Raw genomic sequence first — 14,950 nt, 5'->3', positions numbered from 1 at the left:
GCCGGGGCAGTTGCCAGCACCCGCGCGGCCATCTCGATCTCGGCATGGGCGGCAGCAAGGTAGTCGGCGGTGCCGGTGCCCTGCAGCTCATTGGAGGTGTAGGTGTTGAAATCGCAGTAGCCACACCGGGTGGAGCAGAAGGGCACGTGCACGTAGACGCTCAGCGGCGTCGCCGGCACCTCGGCCAGGGCTGCGCCGGGCAGGGAACCGTCGCTGGGGACGGGTACTCCGTCGGGAAGGGTGGAAGCCACCACGACAGGCTATCCGGCATCTGCAAGGCCACGGCGCGGCGTGGTGAATGGGCCTAGGATCAGCCCATGAACTTCTCGCGTCGTCACTTCCTCACCCTGGCCGGCGCTGCCGTGGCCACCAGCACCCTCGCCGCGTGCGGCAGCAACTCGGGAGGACTCGACGCCGGCTCGTCGAGCACTCCCAGCGGCTCCGGCTCGGCCGCGGGCGGAAACAAGCCCACCCTCAAGCACTGGTACCACGAGTACGGCGAGGCAGGCACCCAGGAGGCCGTCAAGAAGTACGCCGCCGCCTATGACAAGGCCGACGTGCAGGTGAAGTGGAATGTGGGCGACTACGCCAAGCTGCTCAGTGCCGCGCTGCTCACCGAGGACGTGCCGGATGTCTTCGAGGCCGAGATGGGCCCCAGCATCGACATGATCAAGGCTGGCCAGGTGGCCGACCTCACCGACGTCGTCGGCACCGCCAAGGGCCGTTTCGACGAGGAGCTCATCGAGCGCATGACCTACGAGGGCAAGATCTACGGCATCCCTCAGGTCGCCGACATGCACCTGCTCTACTACCGCAAGAGCCTGCTGGAGAAGGCAGGCGTGAAGCCGCCGACCACCTTCGAAGAGCTCGCCGCAGCCGCCGCCAAGGTGCGCACCAAGGACGTCGGCGGTCTGTTCGTCGGCAATGACGGCATCGGCCCGATCCCCACCGCCCTGCTCTACGCCTCGGGCAATGACTGGCTGAACCAGGGCCGCACCGGCGCCGGCTTCCTCGACGAGAGCTTCTACCAGGCCCTGGTGAAGTACCGCGAGCTGTTCAACTCCGGCGACCTGCTGCAGAGCGCCAGCAAGGACTGGTTCGACGGCTCTGCCTTCGCCAATGGTGAGACGGCCATGCAGTGGGGCGGGCTGTGGTCGATGACCGACATCGAGAAGGTGCTCGGTGACGACTTCGGCGTCATCCCCTTCCCGGCAATCGGCAGCAAGGGGACCCAGGCCACCATGTTCGGTGCCTTCGGCGCCTGTGTCAGCGCCAAGGCCAGCAATGTCCAGGCGGCCAAGGATTATGTGAAGTGGCTGTGGGTCGACCAGGGCGAGTACCAGGTGGACTTCGCCAACAACTACGGCACCCACGTCCCCTCCCAGCCTGCCCTGGCACCGCAGTGCACCAAGCTGGCCAGCGGACCCGGCGCCGACGCCGCCCAGATCTTCACCGCCAACGGCCGTCCCGCCAGCCACATCCTGTGGTCGGGTGCCATGGGCGAGGCCTTCAACGCCGCGGTCAGCAATGTGATCAAGAAGAAGGCCGCTCCCGCCACCGAGTTCGCCACCGTCGGGAAGGTCGTAGCCTCGGAACTCAAGCGAATCAAGGGCTGATGCCGTTCCGCCGACGGTTGGGGGGCCACCAGGGACAGACTTGGTGGCTGCTCGCCTTCACCGCTCCCTTCATCGCGGGACTGCTGGTCTTCGTCTACGTCCCGATTGTGTGGAGCGCCTACCTGTCCTTCTTCGACGCCCGCAACACCGTCACGCCGACGCACTACGTGGGGCTGGCCAACTACCGCCAGTTGTTGGGCGACCCGCTCTTCCGCTCATCGATTCTCACCTTCGTGGGCTTTGCGGCCTTCATCGTGCCGGCCACCTACTGCGCTTCGCTGGGGCTGGCCCTGTTGCTCGACGGCATCAAGACCGGGCAGGCCTTCTTCCGCTCGGTCTTCTTCATCCCCACCGCCGTCAGCTATGTGGTGGCGGCCATGATCTGGCGGCTGGCCTTCTTCAGCGGCACCCGCTTCGGCCTGGCCAACTCTGTGCTGCGCCAGGTGGGCGGCGAGAACGTCAACTGGCTGGGCGGCACCAACTCCTGGTACTGGCTGGTGCTGGTGAGCCTCAGGCTGTGGCTGCAGGCCGGCTTCTACATGATCCTGTTCATCGCCGGGCTCAACCGCATCCCCGTCGAGACCTATGAGGCGGCGGCACTCGACGGCGCGACCGGCTGGCGACGCATCCGCCACATCACCCTGCCGCAGCTGCGCTCCACCAGCGTCGCGGTGCTGATGCTGCTGCTGATCGGCGCCTTCCAGGCCTTCGACGAGTTCTTCAACGTGCTCGGCTCGATGGGCTCCTACCCGCCCTACGGACGCCCGCCGCTGGTGCATCTGTACCTGATCAGCCTGGGCGGCGGCCAGCAGGACCTCGGTCTGGGCGGCGCCGGAACCATGATCATCACCGCGCTGATCGTCTGTTTCGGACTGGCACAGAACTGGCTGGTCACCCGCTCCGAACGCAAGGAGGTGGGCTGATGCGTCGCACCCTGTGGTGGCGCTACCTGGTGCTGGTGCCGCTGGCCGTGCTCTTCCTGTTGCCCTTCTACGTGCTGGTGCGCAATGCCTTCGCCTCACAGCAGCTGATCGTCGCCCCGCAGTGGCAGTGGCTGCCCGACCAGCTGGACGGCACCAACCTGCGGGCGCTGTTCGCCGACGACGCTGTCGGCATGGTGCCTTCGCTGCTGAACTCGGCGATCATGGCGATCAGTCAGACGGCCCTGACCGTACTGGTCGCACTGCTCGCCGGCTACGGTCTGGCCCGCTACAGCGGACGGCTGGCCCGCCTGCTGCTGGGGCTGACGGTCTTCACCCTGATGGTGCCTGCGGCGGTGACCTTCATCCCGATGTTCGTGATGACCGCCCAGTTCGGTTGGATCGACTCCTTCCGAGGACTGGTGGTGCCGGGCATGTTCAGCGCCTTCGCCACCTTCATGTTCCGCCAGTCCTTCCTGGGCTTCCCGAAGGAGCTCGAGGAGGCGGCCCTGATCGACGGCGCCAACCCGTGGACCAGCTTCTGGCGGGTGGTCGCGCCGAACTCGCTGGGCATCATCGGTGCTGTGGGCACGATCACCTTCATCGGCAGCTGGAATGCCTTCCTGTGGCCGCTGCTCGTCTCGCGGGAGAACACCCGCACCGCCCAGGTGACGCTGAGCCAGTTCATGACCAGCCAGGGCGTCAACTATCCGGTGCTGTTCACCGGAGCCCTGGTCTCGGTGGTGCCCGTGGTCGGTGTCTTCCTCTTCCTGCAGCGCTACCTGGTGCAGGGCGTGGAGACCTCCGGCCTGCGCTGAGCCACCTCCATTCCCGGACGACCAGCCATGCCGCGCTTGGACACATGACGCACACTTGGGGCATGAACGGCCACCGCCAGCATCTTCCCGTCACGCCCCCGGCCAGCGGCGCGACCGCCACGCACGGACGGGTCCGCAGCTCCGGAATGCTCGCCGCCGTGCCGGTGGGGATCATGTGGGTCCTGGAGGCAGTCGACACCACCAGCCCCAATGCCCTCGACCGCTTTGGCATCCAGTCCTGGAACCTCGACGGGCTGTGGGGACTGGCCACGGCGCCCTGGCTGCACCACGGCTGGCAGCACCTGGCCAACAACTCCGGCCCGCTGCTGGTGCTCGGTTCCCTCGTCGCCCTGTCCGGATTGCGACGGTGGCTGGTCACCACGCTCATGGTCGCCCTCACCTCCGGCATGGCTGCCTGGCTGCTGAGCCCTCCCGGAACCCTCACCCTGGGCGCATCGGGAATCGTCTTCGGCTGGCTCACCTACCTCGTGGCACGAGGACTGTGGAGCAGGAACCTGGTCCAGGTCCTCGTGGGCATCGGCGTCTTCATCGTCTACGGCGGCATCCTGTGGGGCGTGCTGCCCAGCACTCCCGGGATCTCCTGGCAGGCCCACCTCGGCGGGGCCATCGGAGGGCTGCTCAGCGCACGGGGTGGCCGTCCCGGCCTCCCCCGCTGAGCAGGGGGCCCGCGCGCGAAGTGCGCCGACGGCCCGGCGGTGTGGTCAAATTGTCTCCTTGACCGCCGCGGCAGCCGCGACCCGTCCCCTCATTCGGGCCCGTCGCCTGCCGGGCCCGACCAAGTAGGACCCCAATGGACCTCTCCCAGGTGATGGACCACGTCCACTCCGCCGTCGGATGGCTCAACACCCAGCTCAGCTGGGTCCTGATCGTCGCCATCATCGTCGCCGGCATCATCTTCACGATCTGGACGCGCGGACTGCAGTTCCGCCGCATCGGAACCATGTTCCGCATCGCGCTCGACTCCCGCACCGGCGCCGGTGAGGGCATCAGCTCCTTCCAGGCCTTCTGCATCTCGCTGGCCTCACGGGTCGGCACCGGCAACATCGCCGGCGTGGCCATCGCCCTGGCCCTCGGCGGGCCGGGTGCCATCTTCTGGATGTGGGTGATGGCCTCACTCGGCATGGCCACCGCCTTCATCGAGGCCACCCTCGCCCAGCTCTACAAGATCCCGCACGACGACGGCACCTTCCGCGGCGGCCCCGCCTACTACATGGAGCGCGGCATGAAGTCGCGCCCGCTGGGCATCCTGTTCGCCGTCTTCCTGCTGTTCACCTTCGGATTCGCCTACCAGATGGTGCAGGCCAACACCATCGCCCAGGTGATGCAGCAGACCTACCACGTCGCCCCGCTGTGGACCGGGCTCGCCCTGGCCGCCGCCACCGCCGCCGTCGTCATGGGCGGCGTGAAGTCGGTCGCGAAGGCCACCGAGTACATGGCGCCGCTGATGGCGCTGGCCTACCTGCTGCTCGCCCTGGCCGTCATCGCGGTGAACCTGCCCGAGGTGCCCGGCATGTTCATGCAGATCTTCAAGGGCGCCTTCGGCCTCGACGAGGCGCTGTCCGGTACCGCCGGTGGCCTGGCTGCCACCATGCTCAACGGCATCAAGCGCGGCCTGTACTCCAACGAGGCCGGCGAGGGATCGGCTCCCAATGCCGCCGCTGTCGCCACCACGAGCCACCCCGCCCATCAGGGCCTGATCCAGTCCCTCGGCGTCTTCGTCGACACCATCCTGGTCTGCACCGCCACCGCCCTGGTGATCATGCTCTCCGACCCGTCGCTCTACACCCCCGGAGTCACCACCAAGGACGATGCCGGCGCCACCCTCACCCAGCGCACCCTGGAGTTCTCGCTCGGCGGCTGGGTGGGACCGGTCTTCTCGATCATCCTGCTGACCTTCGTCTACTCCACGCTGATCGGCAACGAGTCCTATGCCGAGATCAACATGGACTTCCTCAAGGGCGGCAAGCCCGGCGCGGTCTTCATCCGCCTGCTCACCGTCGCCTCGGTGGTGCTGGGCGCGGTGGCCGAGCTGTCCTTCGTCTGGGACCTCGCCGATGTGGCGATGACGACCATGGCGCTCACCAACCTCGTCGCCCTGGCCTTCCTCGGCAAGAAGGCGATCCAGACGATGAGGCACTTCGAGGCGCAACCCGACGCGGTCACCGCCAGCTTCGACCTCGACCACAACGACTATGTCGCCGACGACATCCCCGGCGAGGTCTGGCACGCGCGTCACGGCCACGCGGCCGGCAAGTGGTTCCACCCGGAGAGCGGCTCGGCTGACGTGCCGGCGCACTGACCGGCGCGGCATCCGTGATGATGGGCCCGCGGTCGCAGGTGAGCGCGACGACGGGCCCATCCGTCTGTCGGTGGCACCGCCTACGCTCGGACCATGACGAAGACGCCGCCCGACACCAGCCCCCAGGACGAGCTCCTCGACCAGCTCAAGAACCTCCTCGACATCGTGCAGGAGCATCGTCCCCGACGGCACGGACCGAGCCTGATGACGGTGCTCTCCGAACACCTCGGCCGCCCCGCCACGGATGTGGCCGTGCTCACCGAGGACCTGCCGGGACACCGCTACGTGGACTACGACATTGCCCTGCAGCTGCTCGCCGAGACTGATCCACAGCACGCGATGGTGGGCGTCGGGGGCGGGGACATGCGCTACCACAACTCTTTGTCGGACTTGTTGCAGGGCGCCTACTTCGGAGAGGTCCCCGTGGCCCAGCCGGACTTCACCGTCCTGCCCGATTCGCCGACCACCGAACGCACCTGCATCGGTTTCGGCATTCGCCTGTTCCATCACGACGGCCAGCCGGTCGCCGTCCTGGAGCGCGAGGCCAACCCGCGGCGCGGGCAGGACATCGGCACCCTGGAGGTGCTGTGCCCCGAACGTGCCACCGCTGCCTCCGTGCTGGAGGAGCTCCGCACCCTGGCGACCACCCACAGCGTGCTGCGCCGGCAGGTGGTCACCCTGAAGGACACCGGCTACGAACAGACCAGCCGGGGTGTCACCTTCCTCCCCCGCCCCGAGGTTCGCACCGAGGACGTCATCCTGCCCGAAGGCACCCTCGAGCGGATCAAGCAGCATGTGTTGGGCATCGCCGAACACGCAGACGAACTGAGGGCCCGAGGCCAGCACCTCAAGCGTGGAGTCCTGCTCTACGGACCGCCCGGCACAGGCAAGACCCACACCCTGCGACACCTGGTCGCCGAGGCCACAGACCACACCGTGGTCCTGCTGTCCGGCAACACCCTCGGATGGGTCACCATGGCCGCCAAGATCGCCCGCGCCATGCAGCCGGCCATCGTCGTACTCGAGGACGTTGACCTGGTGGCCGAGGACCGGGACGTGTCCTATGGTGCACAACCGCTGCTCTTTGAGGTGATGGACGCGATGGACGGGCTCGACGGCGACGCAGATGTCACCTTCCTGCTCACGACGAACCGTGTCGCCGCGATGGAGCACGCCCTCACCCAGCGACCCGGCCGCGTCGACCTGGCTGCCGAGATTCCCCTGCCCGACCTCGTCGGCCGCATCGCGCTGCTGAAGCTCTACGCCCCCAGCGGAGCCTTCAGCCGCCAGGTCCTCGAGAGCACCGCCGCCCGCCTCGGCCAGACGACGGCCTCGCTGGCAAAGGAGCTGGTCCGTCGAGCGGTCCTGCTGGCAACCCTCGAGGGAGCCGAGCTGCACGACGGGCACCTGGTGCAGGCCACCGACCGCCTGCTGGACGACTCGGAGGAACTCTCCCGAGTCCTGCTGGGAGCGCGCGGGGGCCAGGGCTCCGACCTCGCCATCGGGTCCATCGACGCCCTGGGGAGCTGAGCACGCAGTCGGCCCGCCCCCGATGGGAGGACGGGCCGACTGGCGGGACGAGCGCTACTTCTTGTCCTTGCCGTCCTTGCCGCCACCCTCGCCGGTCTGCAGGGCCGCGACGAAGGCCTCCTGCGGCACCTCCACCGAGCCGACCATCTTCATCCGCTTCTTGCCGGCCTTCTGCTTCTCCAGCAGCTTGCGCTTGCGGGAGATGTCACCGCCGTAGCACTTGGCCAGCACATCCTTGCGGATGGCGCGGATGCTCTCGCGGGCGATCACCCGCGAACCGATCGCGGCCTGGATCGGCACCTCGAACTGCTGGCGCGGGATCAGTTCCTTGAGCTTGCCCACCATCGCCACGCCATAGGCGTAGGCGCGGTCCTTGTGGACGATGGAGCTGAAGGCATCCACCGGGTCGCCGTTGAGCAGGATGTCCACCTTCACCAGGTCTGCGGCCTGCTCGCCGGTGGGGTCGTAGTCGAGGCTGGCATAGCCCTTGGTGCGGCTCTTGAGCGCGTCGAAGAAGTCGAAGACGATCTCACCCATCGGCAGCACGTAGCGGATCTCGACGCGGTCCTCGCTGATGTAGTCCATGCCGGTCTGGATGCCCCGCTTGGCCTGGCACAGCTCCAGAATGGTGCCGATGTACTCGCTGGGGGCCAGGATCGTCGCCTTGGCCACCGGCTCGTAGACCGCCTGGATCTTGCCCTCGGGGTACTCCGACGGGTTGGTGACGCGGAACTCCTTGCCGTCCTCCATGACGACGCGGTAGACCACGCTCGGCGCGGTGGAGATCAGGTCCAGGTTGAACTCCTGCTCCAGGCGCTCACGGGTGATCTCCATGTGCAGCAGGCCCAGGAAGCCGATGCGGAAGCCGAAGCCAAGCGCGCCGGAGGTCTCCGGCTCGTAGGTGAGGGCGGCGTCGTTGAGCTGCAGCTTCTCCAGCGCCTCGCGCAGCACCGGGAAGTCCTTGCCGTCGATCGGGAAGAGGCCGGCGAAGACCATCGGGACCGGGGGGCGGTAGCCGCCCAGGTCCTCGGTGGCGGGACGGGAGTCGATGGTCACGGTGTCGCCGACGCGCGACTGGCGCACGTCCTTCACGCCGGTGATCAGGTAGCCCACCTCGCCCACGCCGATGGCATCCGACTTGAGCGGCTCGGGCGAGATGACGCCGACCTCGAGAACCTCGTGGGTCGCCCTGGTCGACATCATGCGGATCTTCTCGCGGTGGCGCAGCTCACCGTCGACCACCCGGACGTAGGTGACCACGCCGCGGTAGGTGTCGTAGACCGAGTCGAAGATCAGCGCACGGGCAGGGGCCGGGGCATCACCCTTCGGTGCCGGGATCTGCGCGACGATCTGGTCGAGCAGCTCGGCGACGCCCTCGCCGGTCTTTGCGGAACAGAGCAGCACGTCGGACGGGTCACAGCCGATCAGGCCGGCCAGCTCGGCGGCATACTTCTCCGGCTGGGCACCCGGCAGGTCGATCTTGTTCAGTACCGGGATGATGGTCAGGTCGGCCTCCATGGCCAGGTACAGGTTGGCCAGCGTCTGGGCCTCGATGCCCTGGGCGGCGTCGACCAGCAGCAGCGCACCCTCGCAGGCCTGCAGCGAGCGCGAGACCTCATAGGTGAAGTCGACGTGCCCGGGGGTGTCGATCATGTTCAGCACGTGGTCGGTGCCGTCCGCCTGCCAGGGCATACGCACCGCCTGGCTCTTGATGGTGATGCCGCGCTCGCGCTCGATGTCCATCCGGTCGAGGTACTGGGCGCGCATGGCGCGTTGCTCGACGACGCCGGTCATCTGCAGCATCCGGTCGGCAAGCGTGGACTTGCCGTGGTCGATGTGCGCAATGATGCAGAAGTTGCGGATGATCGCCGGTTCGGTCGATCCAGGCTGTGGCGTGTTCAAGACACTCCCCGTCGTCGTGGTGCGTGATGGTGGTGTCGCGCAGGTGCAGCAGTGGCAGCGCGGCGACGGTCCATCATCTCATGGGCCCACGTCCTGTCACATCTGCGGCGGCCACGGCCGGCAGCACATGACATCTGTCATCCCGAACTGGTGAGGCTGCGCACTGCCGCCGCGGCCGTCACGGCGAAAGCATGGAGACATGACGACGACCCTCCTGCAGCCCACCGCTGACCTCCGCGCCACCTCCGAGACCGTGATCGAGGCCCACGGCCTGCGCCGCCACCACGGCCGCGGCAAGGCCCGCTTCGAGGCGGTGCGTGGCATCAACCTCACTGTGCGACGCGGCGAGCTCTTCGCCCTGCTCGGCACCAATGGCGCCGGCAAGACCTCCACCCTCGAGGTGCTGGAGGGCCTGACTCCCGCCACCGGGGGCAGTGTCAGCGTCCTGGGCCACGATCCTTTTGCCCAGCGCGGCCGCATCGTCGAACGGATCGGCATCATGCTCCAGCAGGCCGGCTTCAACGACGACCTGACCGTCGCTGAGACCGCCGGGCTGTGGCACTCCACCCTCACCGCGCCGCGGCCCGTCGCCAGCGTGCTGGCCGACGTGCACCTCAGTGACCGTGCCGGTGTCATGGTCAAGAGCCTCTCGGGCGGCGAGAAGCGTCGCCTCGACCTGGGGCTGGCCCTGATGGGGCGTCCCGAACTGCTCTTCCTCGACGAGCCCACCACCGGCCTGGACCCGCAGAGCCGCCAGGTGACCTGGCAGCTGGTCCGCTCACTGCTCGACGACGGCACGACCGTCATGCTCACCACGCACTACCTCGCCGAGGCCGAGGAGCTCGCCACCCGCCTGGCGATCATGGACCACGGCCAGATCGCCGCCGAGGGCACCGTCGCCCAGATCCTGGCCAGCCAGAATGCCCGCATCAGCTTCGAGACCACCCAGTCCGAGCTGCTCGACCTGGCGCAGCTGCCCGCCCTGGCCCAGGCCCCGCGCCTTCGCAGCGTCGGCGATGCCCAGCACGTCGAGATCGAGACCCGCGACCTGCAGGCCAGCCTCACGGCCCTGATGGCTGGCGCCGGACGCCACGGCATCACCCTCGACCGGCTCGACGCCCGCAGCGCCACCCTCGAACAGGCCTTCCTGTCGATCGCCGACAACGCCGACGCACCCCGCTCGGCCGCCTGAGCCCCCGCCACCCACGACCACCCAGCCACACCGCACCGGAGGACTTCACGATGACCACCGCACCTGCCACCCACGACGCCCCCGCCCAGGGCCTTCCCTCCCCCGTCGCCCGCAGCCTTCGTCGCCTCACGGGCATGGCGACCGCCGAGATGCGCATGCTGCTGCGCAACAAGGTCGCCTTCTTCTATGCCGTCGCCATGGCGCCGCTGATGGTGCTGATGCTGATGAACCTGCCCATGGTGAAGACGCTGGCCGAATCCATGCCGCAGGGAGGCCTGGCCACCATGATCACCACGACCCTGGTGCTGATGGGCCTGAGCCTGGCCGTCTACTACAACCTGACCACCGCGGTGGTGGCCCGTCGCGAGTCACTGGTGCTCAAGCGGCTACGCTCCGGCTCCAGCCACCCCGCCGAGATCCTGGCCAGCGTCGCCCTGCCCAATGTCCTCGTGCTGGTGGTGCAGGCGGTCCTGGTACTGGCCGCCACCTGCGCCGCCTTCGGCGCACCCGCCTTCACCAATCCCCTGCTGGTGCTCGTCGGGCTCGGCCTGGGGGCGGCCTTCTTCTCCATCTGCGCCTTCCAGACCGGCGTCTCCACCCGAACGGTCGAGGCCTCGCAGCTCACCACGATGCCCGGCGTGCTGCTCTTCATGGGCATCTCGGGCATGGTCGTGCCCCTCTCGTCGATGCCCGAGCGCGTCGAGTCGCTGATGCACCTGCTGCCGGTGGTCCCGGTCTCGGAGCTGGTGATGCTGGGCCTCAACGGCACCACGATGGACGGACGCCACCTGGGCCTGGCCGAGACCTGGGCGGCAGCTGCGCAGCCGGTGGCCGTGATGGTGGCCTGGACGATCGCCTGCGGCTGGTACCTGCGCCGCACCATGGCGTGGGAGCCCCGCCGGTGACGGCCCGACAGGTGACAGGATCGGCTTCGTGAACCCCCACACGCCAGCCCGCCGAGCAACCGGACTGTCCAACCGGTTGCTCGGCAGCACGTCCACCGAGCGCTTCCACCGCTACACCCGCGCCTCGACGGCACTGGTCCTGCTGATCTGTCCCATGCTGCCGCTGAGTGGCCTCGCCCAGGTGGCGCGGGCCACCCCCGATCCACTGCTTTTGGCGATCGGTGCACTGGTCGTCGTCGGCGCGGTCGTGGCCGTCGCCTGGCTCGGACCCGCCCTCGATGTCTTCCTGGGCAGGGCAGTTCCCACCCGCCTCCAGTGGCTCAGCCTGTCGGTACCAGTGGTGGTGACCCTCCTGGTTGCCAGCCTCTTCGTGCCAATCGTCCCGCAGGTGAGCTGGGGAACCCCGCATGCGATCGCGGTCAGCAGCGTGATCGCCCCGGCCTGCGTGCTGGCCTGCCTGCTCGACCGGCGCCAGACCATCGTCCTGCTCTGCGCCCTGATCGGCCTTCCGCTGCTCATCGTGCTGCTGCGTGGCCTGGATCCCTTCACCGCCCTCGTGCTGGCCCTGGTGCCCAGCATCGTGATCGGCAGCCTCGTCTACACCTGCCGGCTGTCCGGCTGGATGCTCGGCGTCGTCGCCGAGCTGGAGGCCGCCCGCGCCACCGCCGCCCGACTGGCCGTCGCAGAGGAGCGCCTGCGCTTCAGCCGCGACCTGCACGACGTCGTCGGCCGGAGCCTGTCGGCCGTCGCCCTCAAGAGCCAGCTCGCCGCCGAGCTGGTGCGCCGGGATCGCACCGATCGGGCGGTCGCCGAGATGGAGTCGGTGCACACCGTGGCCAGCGAGGCACTGGAGGAGATGCGCGCCGTCGTGGCCGGCTACCGGCGGGCGGAGCTCGCGACCGAGCTGGCCGGCGCCCGCGCGATCCTGGGCACCAGCGGGGTGAGCACCCGTGTCAGTGGCGAGTCGGTCGTCGCCACCATCGACGCGCCACACCAGGAGGCGCTGGGCTGGGCGCTGCGGGAGGCGGTGACCAATGTGGTGCGGCACAGCGAGGCGACCTGGTGCACCATTGCCCTTGAGACCGGTGACCGGGTGCGGCTGACCGTCACCAATGACGGGGCCCGACGGACGCGCCACGGCGCCGGCTCGGGACTGGTCGGCCTGGCCGAACGGATCACGCCGCTGGGTGGGACGATCGAGACCGCCAGCGACGGATCCCAGTTCGTGGTGACCTTCACACTGCCGTTGGCCGCTGCCCCCGAAGGAGAACGATGATCCGCCTGCTGGTTGCCGACGACGAGACGCTGATCCGCGACGCCCTGGTCTCACTGCTGGAGCTGGAGGACGACGTGGAGGTGGTGACGGTGGCCGCCAGCGGCCAGGAGGCCGTCACGGCCGCCCGCCACCACCAGCCGGACGTGGCGATGCTGGACCTGCAGATGCCGGGCCTCGACGGCATCGACGCCGCCGTCGAGATCCTGCGGGAACAGCCGGACTGCCGCTGCATCATCGTCACCGGCCACGGCCGTCCAGGACACCTGAAGAAGGCACTCGCGGCGGGCGTGCGGGGCTTCCTGCCCAAGACGGTGGCGGCCAGCACCCTGGCCCGGGTGATCCGGGAGGTGGCCGCCGGCGGGCGCCACGTCGACCCGCAGCTGGCCGCTGAGGCGATGGCGGCCGGCGACTCACCGTTGACGGCGCGCGAGGCCGACGTGCTGGAGCTGGCTGCGGACGGGGCGCCGGTCGAGGAGATCGCCTTGCGCGCCCACCTGTCACCGGGGACGGTGCGCAACTACCTGTCCAGCGCGGTGGCCAAGCTGGGCACCAGCAATCGGCACGAGGCCATCCAGCGCGCCCAGCGGCAGGGCTGGCTCTGAGCCCTGCCGCTGGTCGCGCCTACGCTGGTGACGGCTTTGGCAGGTGGCTCAGCCAGCGCTGGGGCGGGTCATCTCGATCGGCACCACCCAGCGGTCGAAGTCCTCAGCGCTGACAAGGCCCAGCTCGACGGCGGCCTCCTTGAGGGTGCTGCCCTGCTTGTGTGCGGTCTTGGCGATCTTGGCCGCCTTGTCATAGCCGATGTGGCGGTTGAGGGCGGTGACCAGCATCAGGTCACTGTCCAGGTGCTCGGCGATCACCTCGCGGTTGGGCTCGATGCCCCGGGCGCAGTGCTCCTCGAAGCTGCGGCAGGCATCGGCCAGCAGCTGGATCGACTCCAGCACGCTCCAGGCCATCACCGGCTTGTAGACATTGAGCTGGAAGTTGCCCTGCGAGCCACTGAAGGCCACCGTCGCGTCATTGCCGAAGACCTTCGCGCAGACCATCGTCAGGGCCTCACACTGGGTGGGGTTCACCTTGCCCGGCATGATCGAGCTGCCCGGTTCGTTCTCGGGGATCAGCAGCTCGCCGATGCCCTCGCGCGGGCCGGAGGCATACCAGCGCACGTCATTGGCGATCTTGAACAGGGCCCCGGCCAGGGTGCGAAGCGCGGCCGACAGGGTGACCAGGGCGTCGTGGGCGCTCAACGCCGCGAACAGGTCGTCGGCCTGGCGGAAGTCGATGCCTGTCTGCTCACTGAGGAAGGAGGCGGTGCGGGGGCCGAAGTCGGGGTGGGAGTTGAGGCCGGTCCCCACGGCGGTGCCGCCGATGGCCAGGGCGCGGGTCTGCTCGTCGGCGAAGTGCACGGCCTGCAGCGCCTCGTCGATCTGGGCCACCCAGCCACCGATCACCTGGCCCAAGGTCACCGGGGTGGCGTCCTGCAGGTGGGTGCGGCCCACCATCACGAGGTCCTGGTGCTCCTCGGCCAGCGCGGCGAGCGTGTCGCGCAGCTGCCCGACACCGGGGTACAGCTCGGCGGTCAACTGGGTGCACACCGCCACGTGCATCGCGGTCGGGAAGGTGTCATTGGAGCTCTGGCCACGGTTGACGTGGTCATTGGGGTGGACGGGGCTCTTGCTGCCCATCTCGCCGCCGGCCAGCTCGATGGCCCGGTTGCTGATCACCTCGTTGGCGTTCATGTTGGACTGCGTTCCCGAGCCGGTCTGGAAGACCACCAGCGGGAAGTCCTCGTCCAGGGCGCCGGCGACGACCTCGTCGGCGGCCTTGACGACCAGCTCGGCGATGTCGGTGGGCAGCTCCCCCAGCTCGGCATTGGCGCGCGCCGCGGCCTTCTTCAGCTCGCCCAGGGCCTTGACCATGGGACGTCCCCACACGAAGGTCTCTCGGCCGATGTCGAAGTGGTGCAGGCTGCGCTCGGTCTGGGCGCCCCAGTGACGCGAGGCGTCCACCTGGATCTCGCCCATGCTGTCGGTCTCGGTTCGGGTCGTCCGGTTCTGGTTGCTCATGTCTCCAGCCTATGAAGTGCCGCCAAGCCGTCGAGTTGAGCGGCTAGCCGCTGGGCTGGTAGTGTGACCTGTCGCGTCCAAAAGGCGCACCAAGATTTCTTCTGCTTTCCAGATCCGACTCCAGTCAGAGGGTTATACACGTGGCAAACATCAAGTCCCAGATCAAGCGCAACAAGACGAACGAGAAGGCGCGTCTGCGCAACAAGGCCGTCAAGTCCGGTCTGCGTACCGCCGTCCGTCGTTTCAACGATGCCGCTGCCGCTGGTGAGACCGAGAAGGCCCAGACCCTGGCCAAGACCGCGAACCGCCTGCTGGACAAGGCTGTCTCCAAGGGCGTCATCCACAAGAACCAGGCCGCCAACCGCAAGTCGTCGATCTCGACCAAGGCTGCCTCGCTCTGATCCA

13 protein-coding genes and 1 pseudogene are annotated in these 14,950 nt (G+C 68.4%); 11 read left to right on the top strand and 3 right to left on the bottom strand.

Translation table 11 applies throughout. From position 1 onward, the window contains the following. A pseudogene (locus ACHFFZ_RS13820) lies at positions 1-251 on the bottom strand (coproporphyrinogen III oxidase); the annotation flags it as partial. Positions 252-317: 66 nt separating this feature from the next. Between ACHFFZ_RS13820 and ACHFFZ_RS13815 the strand changes: the two are divergent. From ACHFFZ_RS13815 to ACHFFZ_RS13790, 6 genes are all read left to right on the top strand, one after another. Beyond that, on the top strand, positions 318-1,616 hold the full coding sequence (locus ACHFFZ_RS13815; protein ID WP_394277184.1) for an ABC transporter substrate-binding protein: 1,299 nt from the start codon (positions 318-320) through the stop codon (positions 1,614-1,616). Next, the gene (locus ACHFFZ_RS13810) at positions 1,616-2,539 is read left to right on the top strand and encodes a carbohydrate ABC transporter permease (RefSeq protein WP_394277183.1); all 924 of its coding nucleotides are present in this window, start codon (positions 1,616-1,618) and stop codon (positions 2,537-2,539) included. Before ACHFFZ_RS13815 ends, ACHFFZ_RS13810 begins: the two co-directional genes overlap by 1 nt. Continuing rightward, positions 2,539-3,354, top strand: coding sequence for a carbohydrate ABC transporter permease (locus tag ACHFFZ_RS13805; protein WP_394277182.1), 816 nt, complete (start codon positions 2,539-2,541; stop codon positions 3,352-3,354). Before ACHFFZ_RS13810 ends, ACHFFZ_RS13805 begins: the two co-directional genes overlap by 1 nt. A 146-nt stretch (positions 3,355-3,500) precedes the next feature. Beyond that, positions 3,501-4,031, top strand: coding sequence for a rhomboid family intramembrane serine protease (locus ACHFFZ_RS13800; RefSeq protein ID WP_394277185.1), 531 nt, complete (start codon positions 3,501-3,503; stop codon positions 4,029-4,031). Between the two features lie 134 nt (positions 4,032-4,165). Then, the gene (locus tag ACHFFZ_RS13795) at positions 4,166-5,674 is read left to right on the top strand and encodes an alanine/glycine:cation symporter family protein (RefSeq protein ID WP_394277181.1); all 1,509 of its coding nucleotides are present in this window, start codon (positions 4,166-4,168) and stop codon (positions 5,672-5,674) included. A 93-nt stretch (positions 5,675-5,767) separates the two neighbouring features. Next, complete coding sequence (locus ACHFFZ_RS13790) at positions 5,768-7,204, top strand: AAA family ATPase (protein WP_394277180.1); 1,437 nt, start codon at positions 5,768-5,770, stop codon at positions 7,202-7,204. 54 nt (positions 7,205-7,258) lie between these two features. Here the strand turns inward: ACHFFZ_RS13790 and lepA are convergent, their stop codons facing one another. Beyond that, a complete protein-coding gene (lepA, locus tag ACHFFZ_RS13785; protein ID WP_394277179.1) occupies positions 7,259-9,106 on the bottom strand; it encodes a translation elongation factor 4 in 1,848 nt (615 codons plus the stop codon). Positions 9,107-9,305: 199 nt separating this feature from the next. Here lepA and ACHFFZ_RS13780 point away from each other — a divergent pair, with 199 nt between their 5' ends. Genes ACHFFZ_RS13780 through ACHFFZ_RS13765 form a run of 4 tightly spaced genes read left to right on the top strand, consistent with a single transcriptional unit; the run spans position 9,306 to position 13,081 of the window. Then, entirely contained in the window at positions 9,306-10,298 is a 993-nt protein-coding gene (locus tag ACHFFZ_RS13780) for an ABC transporter ATP-binding protein (protein ID WP_394277178.1), read from the top strand. 50 nt (positions 10,299-10,348) lie between these two features. Next, positions 10,349-11,203: an ABC transporter permease gene (locus ACHFFZ_RS13775; protein ID WP_394277177.1), complete on the top strand. Its 855-nt coding sequence runs from the start codon at positions 10,349-10,351 to the stop codon at positions 11,201-11,203. Between the two features lie 28 nt (positions 11,204-11,231). Next, on the top strand, positions 11,232-12,479 hold the full coding sequence (locus ACHFFZ_RS13770) for a sensor histidine kinase (RefSeq protein ID WP_394277176.1): 1,248 nt from the start codon (positions 11,232-11,234) through the stop codon (positions 12,477-12,479). Beyond that, positions 12,476-13,081, top strand: coding sequence for a response regulator (locus tag ACHFFZ_RS13765; RefSeq protein WP_394277175.1), 606 nt, complete (start codon positions 12,476-12,478; stop codon positions 13,079-13,081). The genes ACHFFZ_RS13770 and ACHFFZ_RS13765 overlap by 4 nt, the downstream gene beginning before the upstream one ends. A 48-nt stretch (positions 13,082-13,129) precedes the next feature. Here ACHFFZ_RS13765 and fumC read toward each other — a convergent pair whose 3' ends face one another. Then, entirely contained in the window at positions 13,130-14,545 is a 1,416-nt protein-coding gene (gene fumC / locus ACHFFZ_RS13760) for a class II fumarate hydratase (RefSeq protein ID WP_394277174.1), read from the bottom strand. 140 nt (positions 14,546-14,685) lie between these two features. Between fumC and rpsT the strand changes: the two genes are divergently transcribed. Then, entirely contained in the window at positions 14,686-14,946 is a 261-nt protein-coding gene (rpsT, locus tag ACHFFZ_RS13755) for a 30S ribosomal protein S20 (RefSeq protein ID WP_394277173.1), read from the top strand. The last annotated feature ends 4 nt before the right edge of the window (positions 14,947-14,950 follow it).

Source organism: Luteococcus sp. (assembly GCF_043424415.1).
GTDB lineage: Bacteria > Actinomycetota > Actinomycetes > Propionibacteriales > Propionibacteriaceae > Luteococcus.
Note: the sequence above shows the minus strand (reverse complement) of the source record. Positions and strands in the feature narration are given on the sequence as shown.

Coding starts and splice junctions, on each gene's coding strand:
- ACHFFZ_RS13815 (WP_394277184.1), top strand. CDS start 318: ATGAACTTCTCGCGTCGTCACTTCCTCACCCTGGCCGGCGCTGCCGTG.
- ACHFFZ_RS13810 (WP_394277183.1), top strand. CDS start 1,616: ATGCCGTTCCGCCGACGGTTGGGGGGCCACCAGGGACAGACTTGGTGG.
- ACHFFZ_RS13805 (WP_394277182.1), top strand. CDS start 2,539: ATGCGTCGCACCCTGTGGTGGCGCTACCTGGTGCTGGTGCCGCTGGCC.
- ACHFFZ_RS13800 (WP_394277185.1), top strand. CDS start 3,501: ATGCTCGCCGCCGTGCCGGTGGGGATCATGTGGGTCCTGGAGGCAGTC.
- ACHFFZ_RS13795 (WP_394277181.1), top strand. CDS start 4,166: ATGGACCTCTCCCAGGTGATGGACCACGTCCACTCCGCCGTCGGATGG.
- ACHFFZ_RS13790 (WP_394277180.1), top strand. CDS start 5,768: ATGACGAAGACGCCGCCCGACACCAGCCCCCAGGACGAGCTCCTCGAC.
- ACHFFZ_RS13780 (WP_394277178.1), top strand. CDS start 9,306: ATGACGACGACCCTCCTGCAGCCCACCGCTGACCTCCGCGCCACCTCC.
- ACHFFZ_RS13775 (WP_394277177.1), top strand. CDS start 10,349: ATGACCACCGCACCTGCCACCCACGACGCCCCCGCCCAGGGCCTTCCC.
- ACHFFZ_RS13765 (WP_394277175.1), top strand. CDS start 12,476: ATGATCCGCCTGCTGGTTGCCGACGACGAGACGCTGATCCGCGACGCC.
- fumC (WP_394277174.1), bottom strand. CDS start 14,545: ATGAGCAACCAGAACCGGACGACCCGAACCGAGACCGACAGCATGGGC.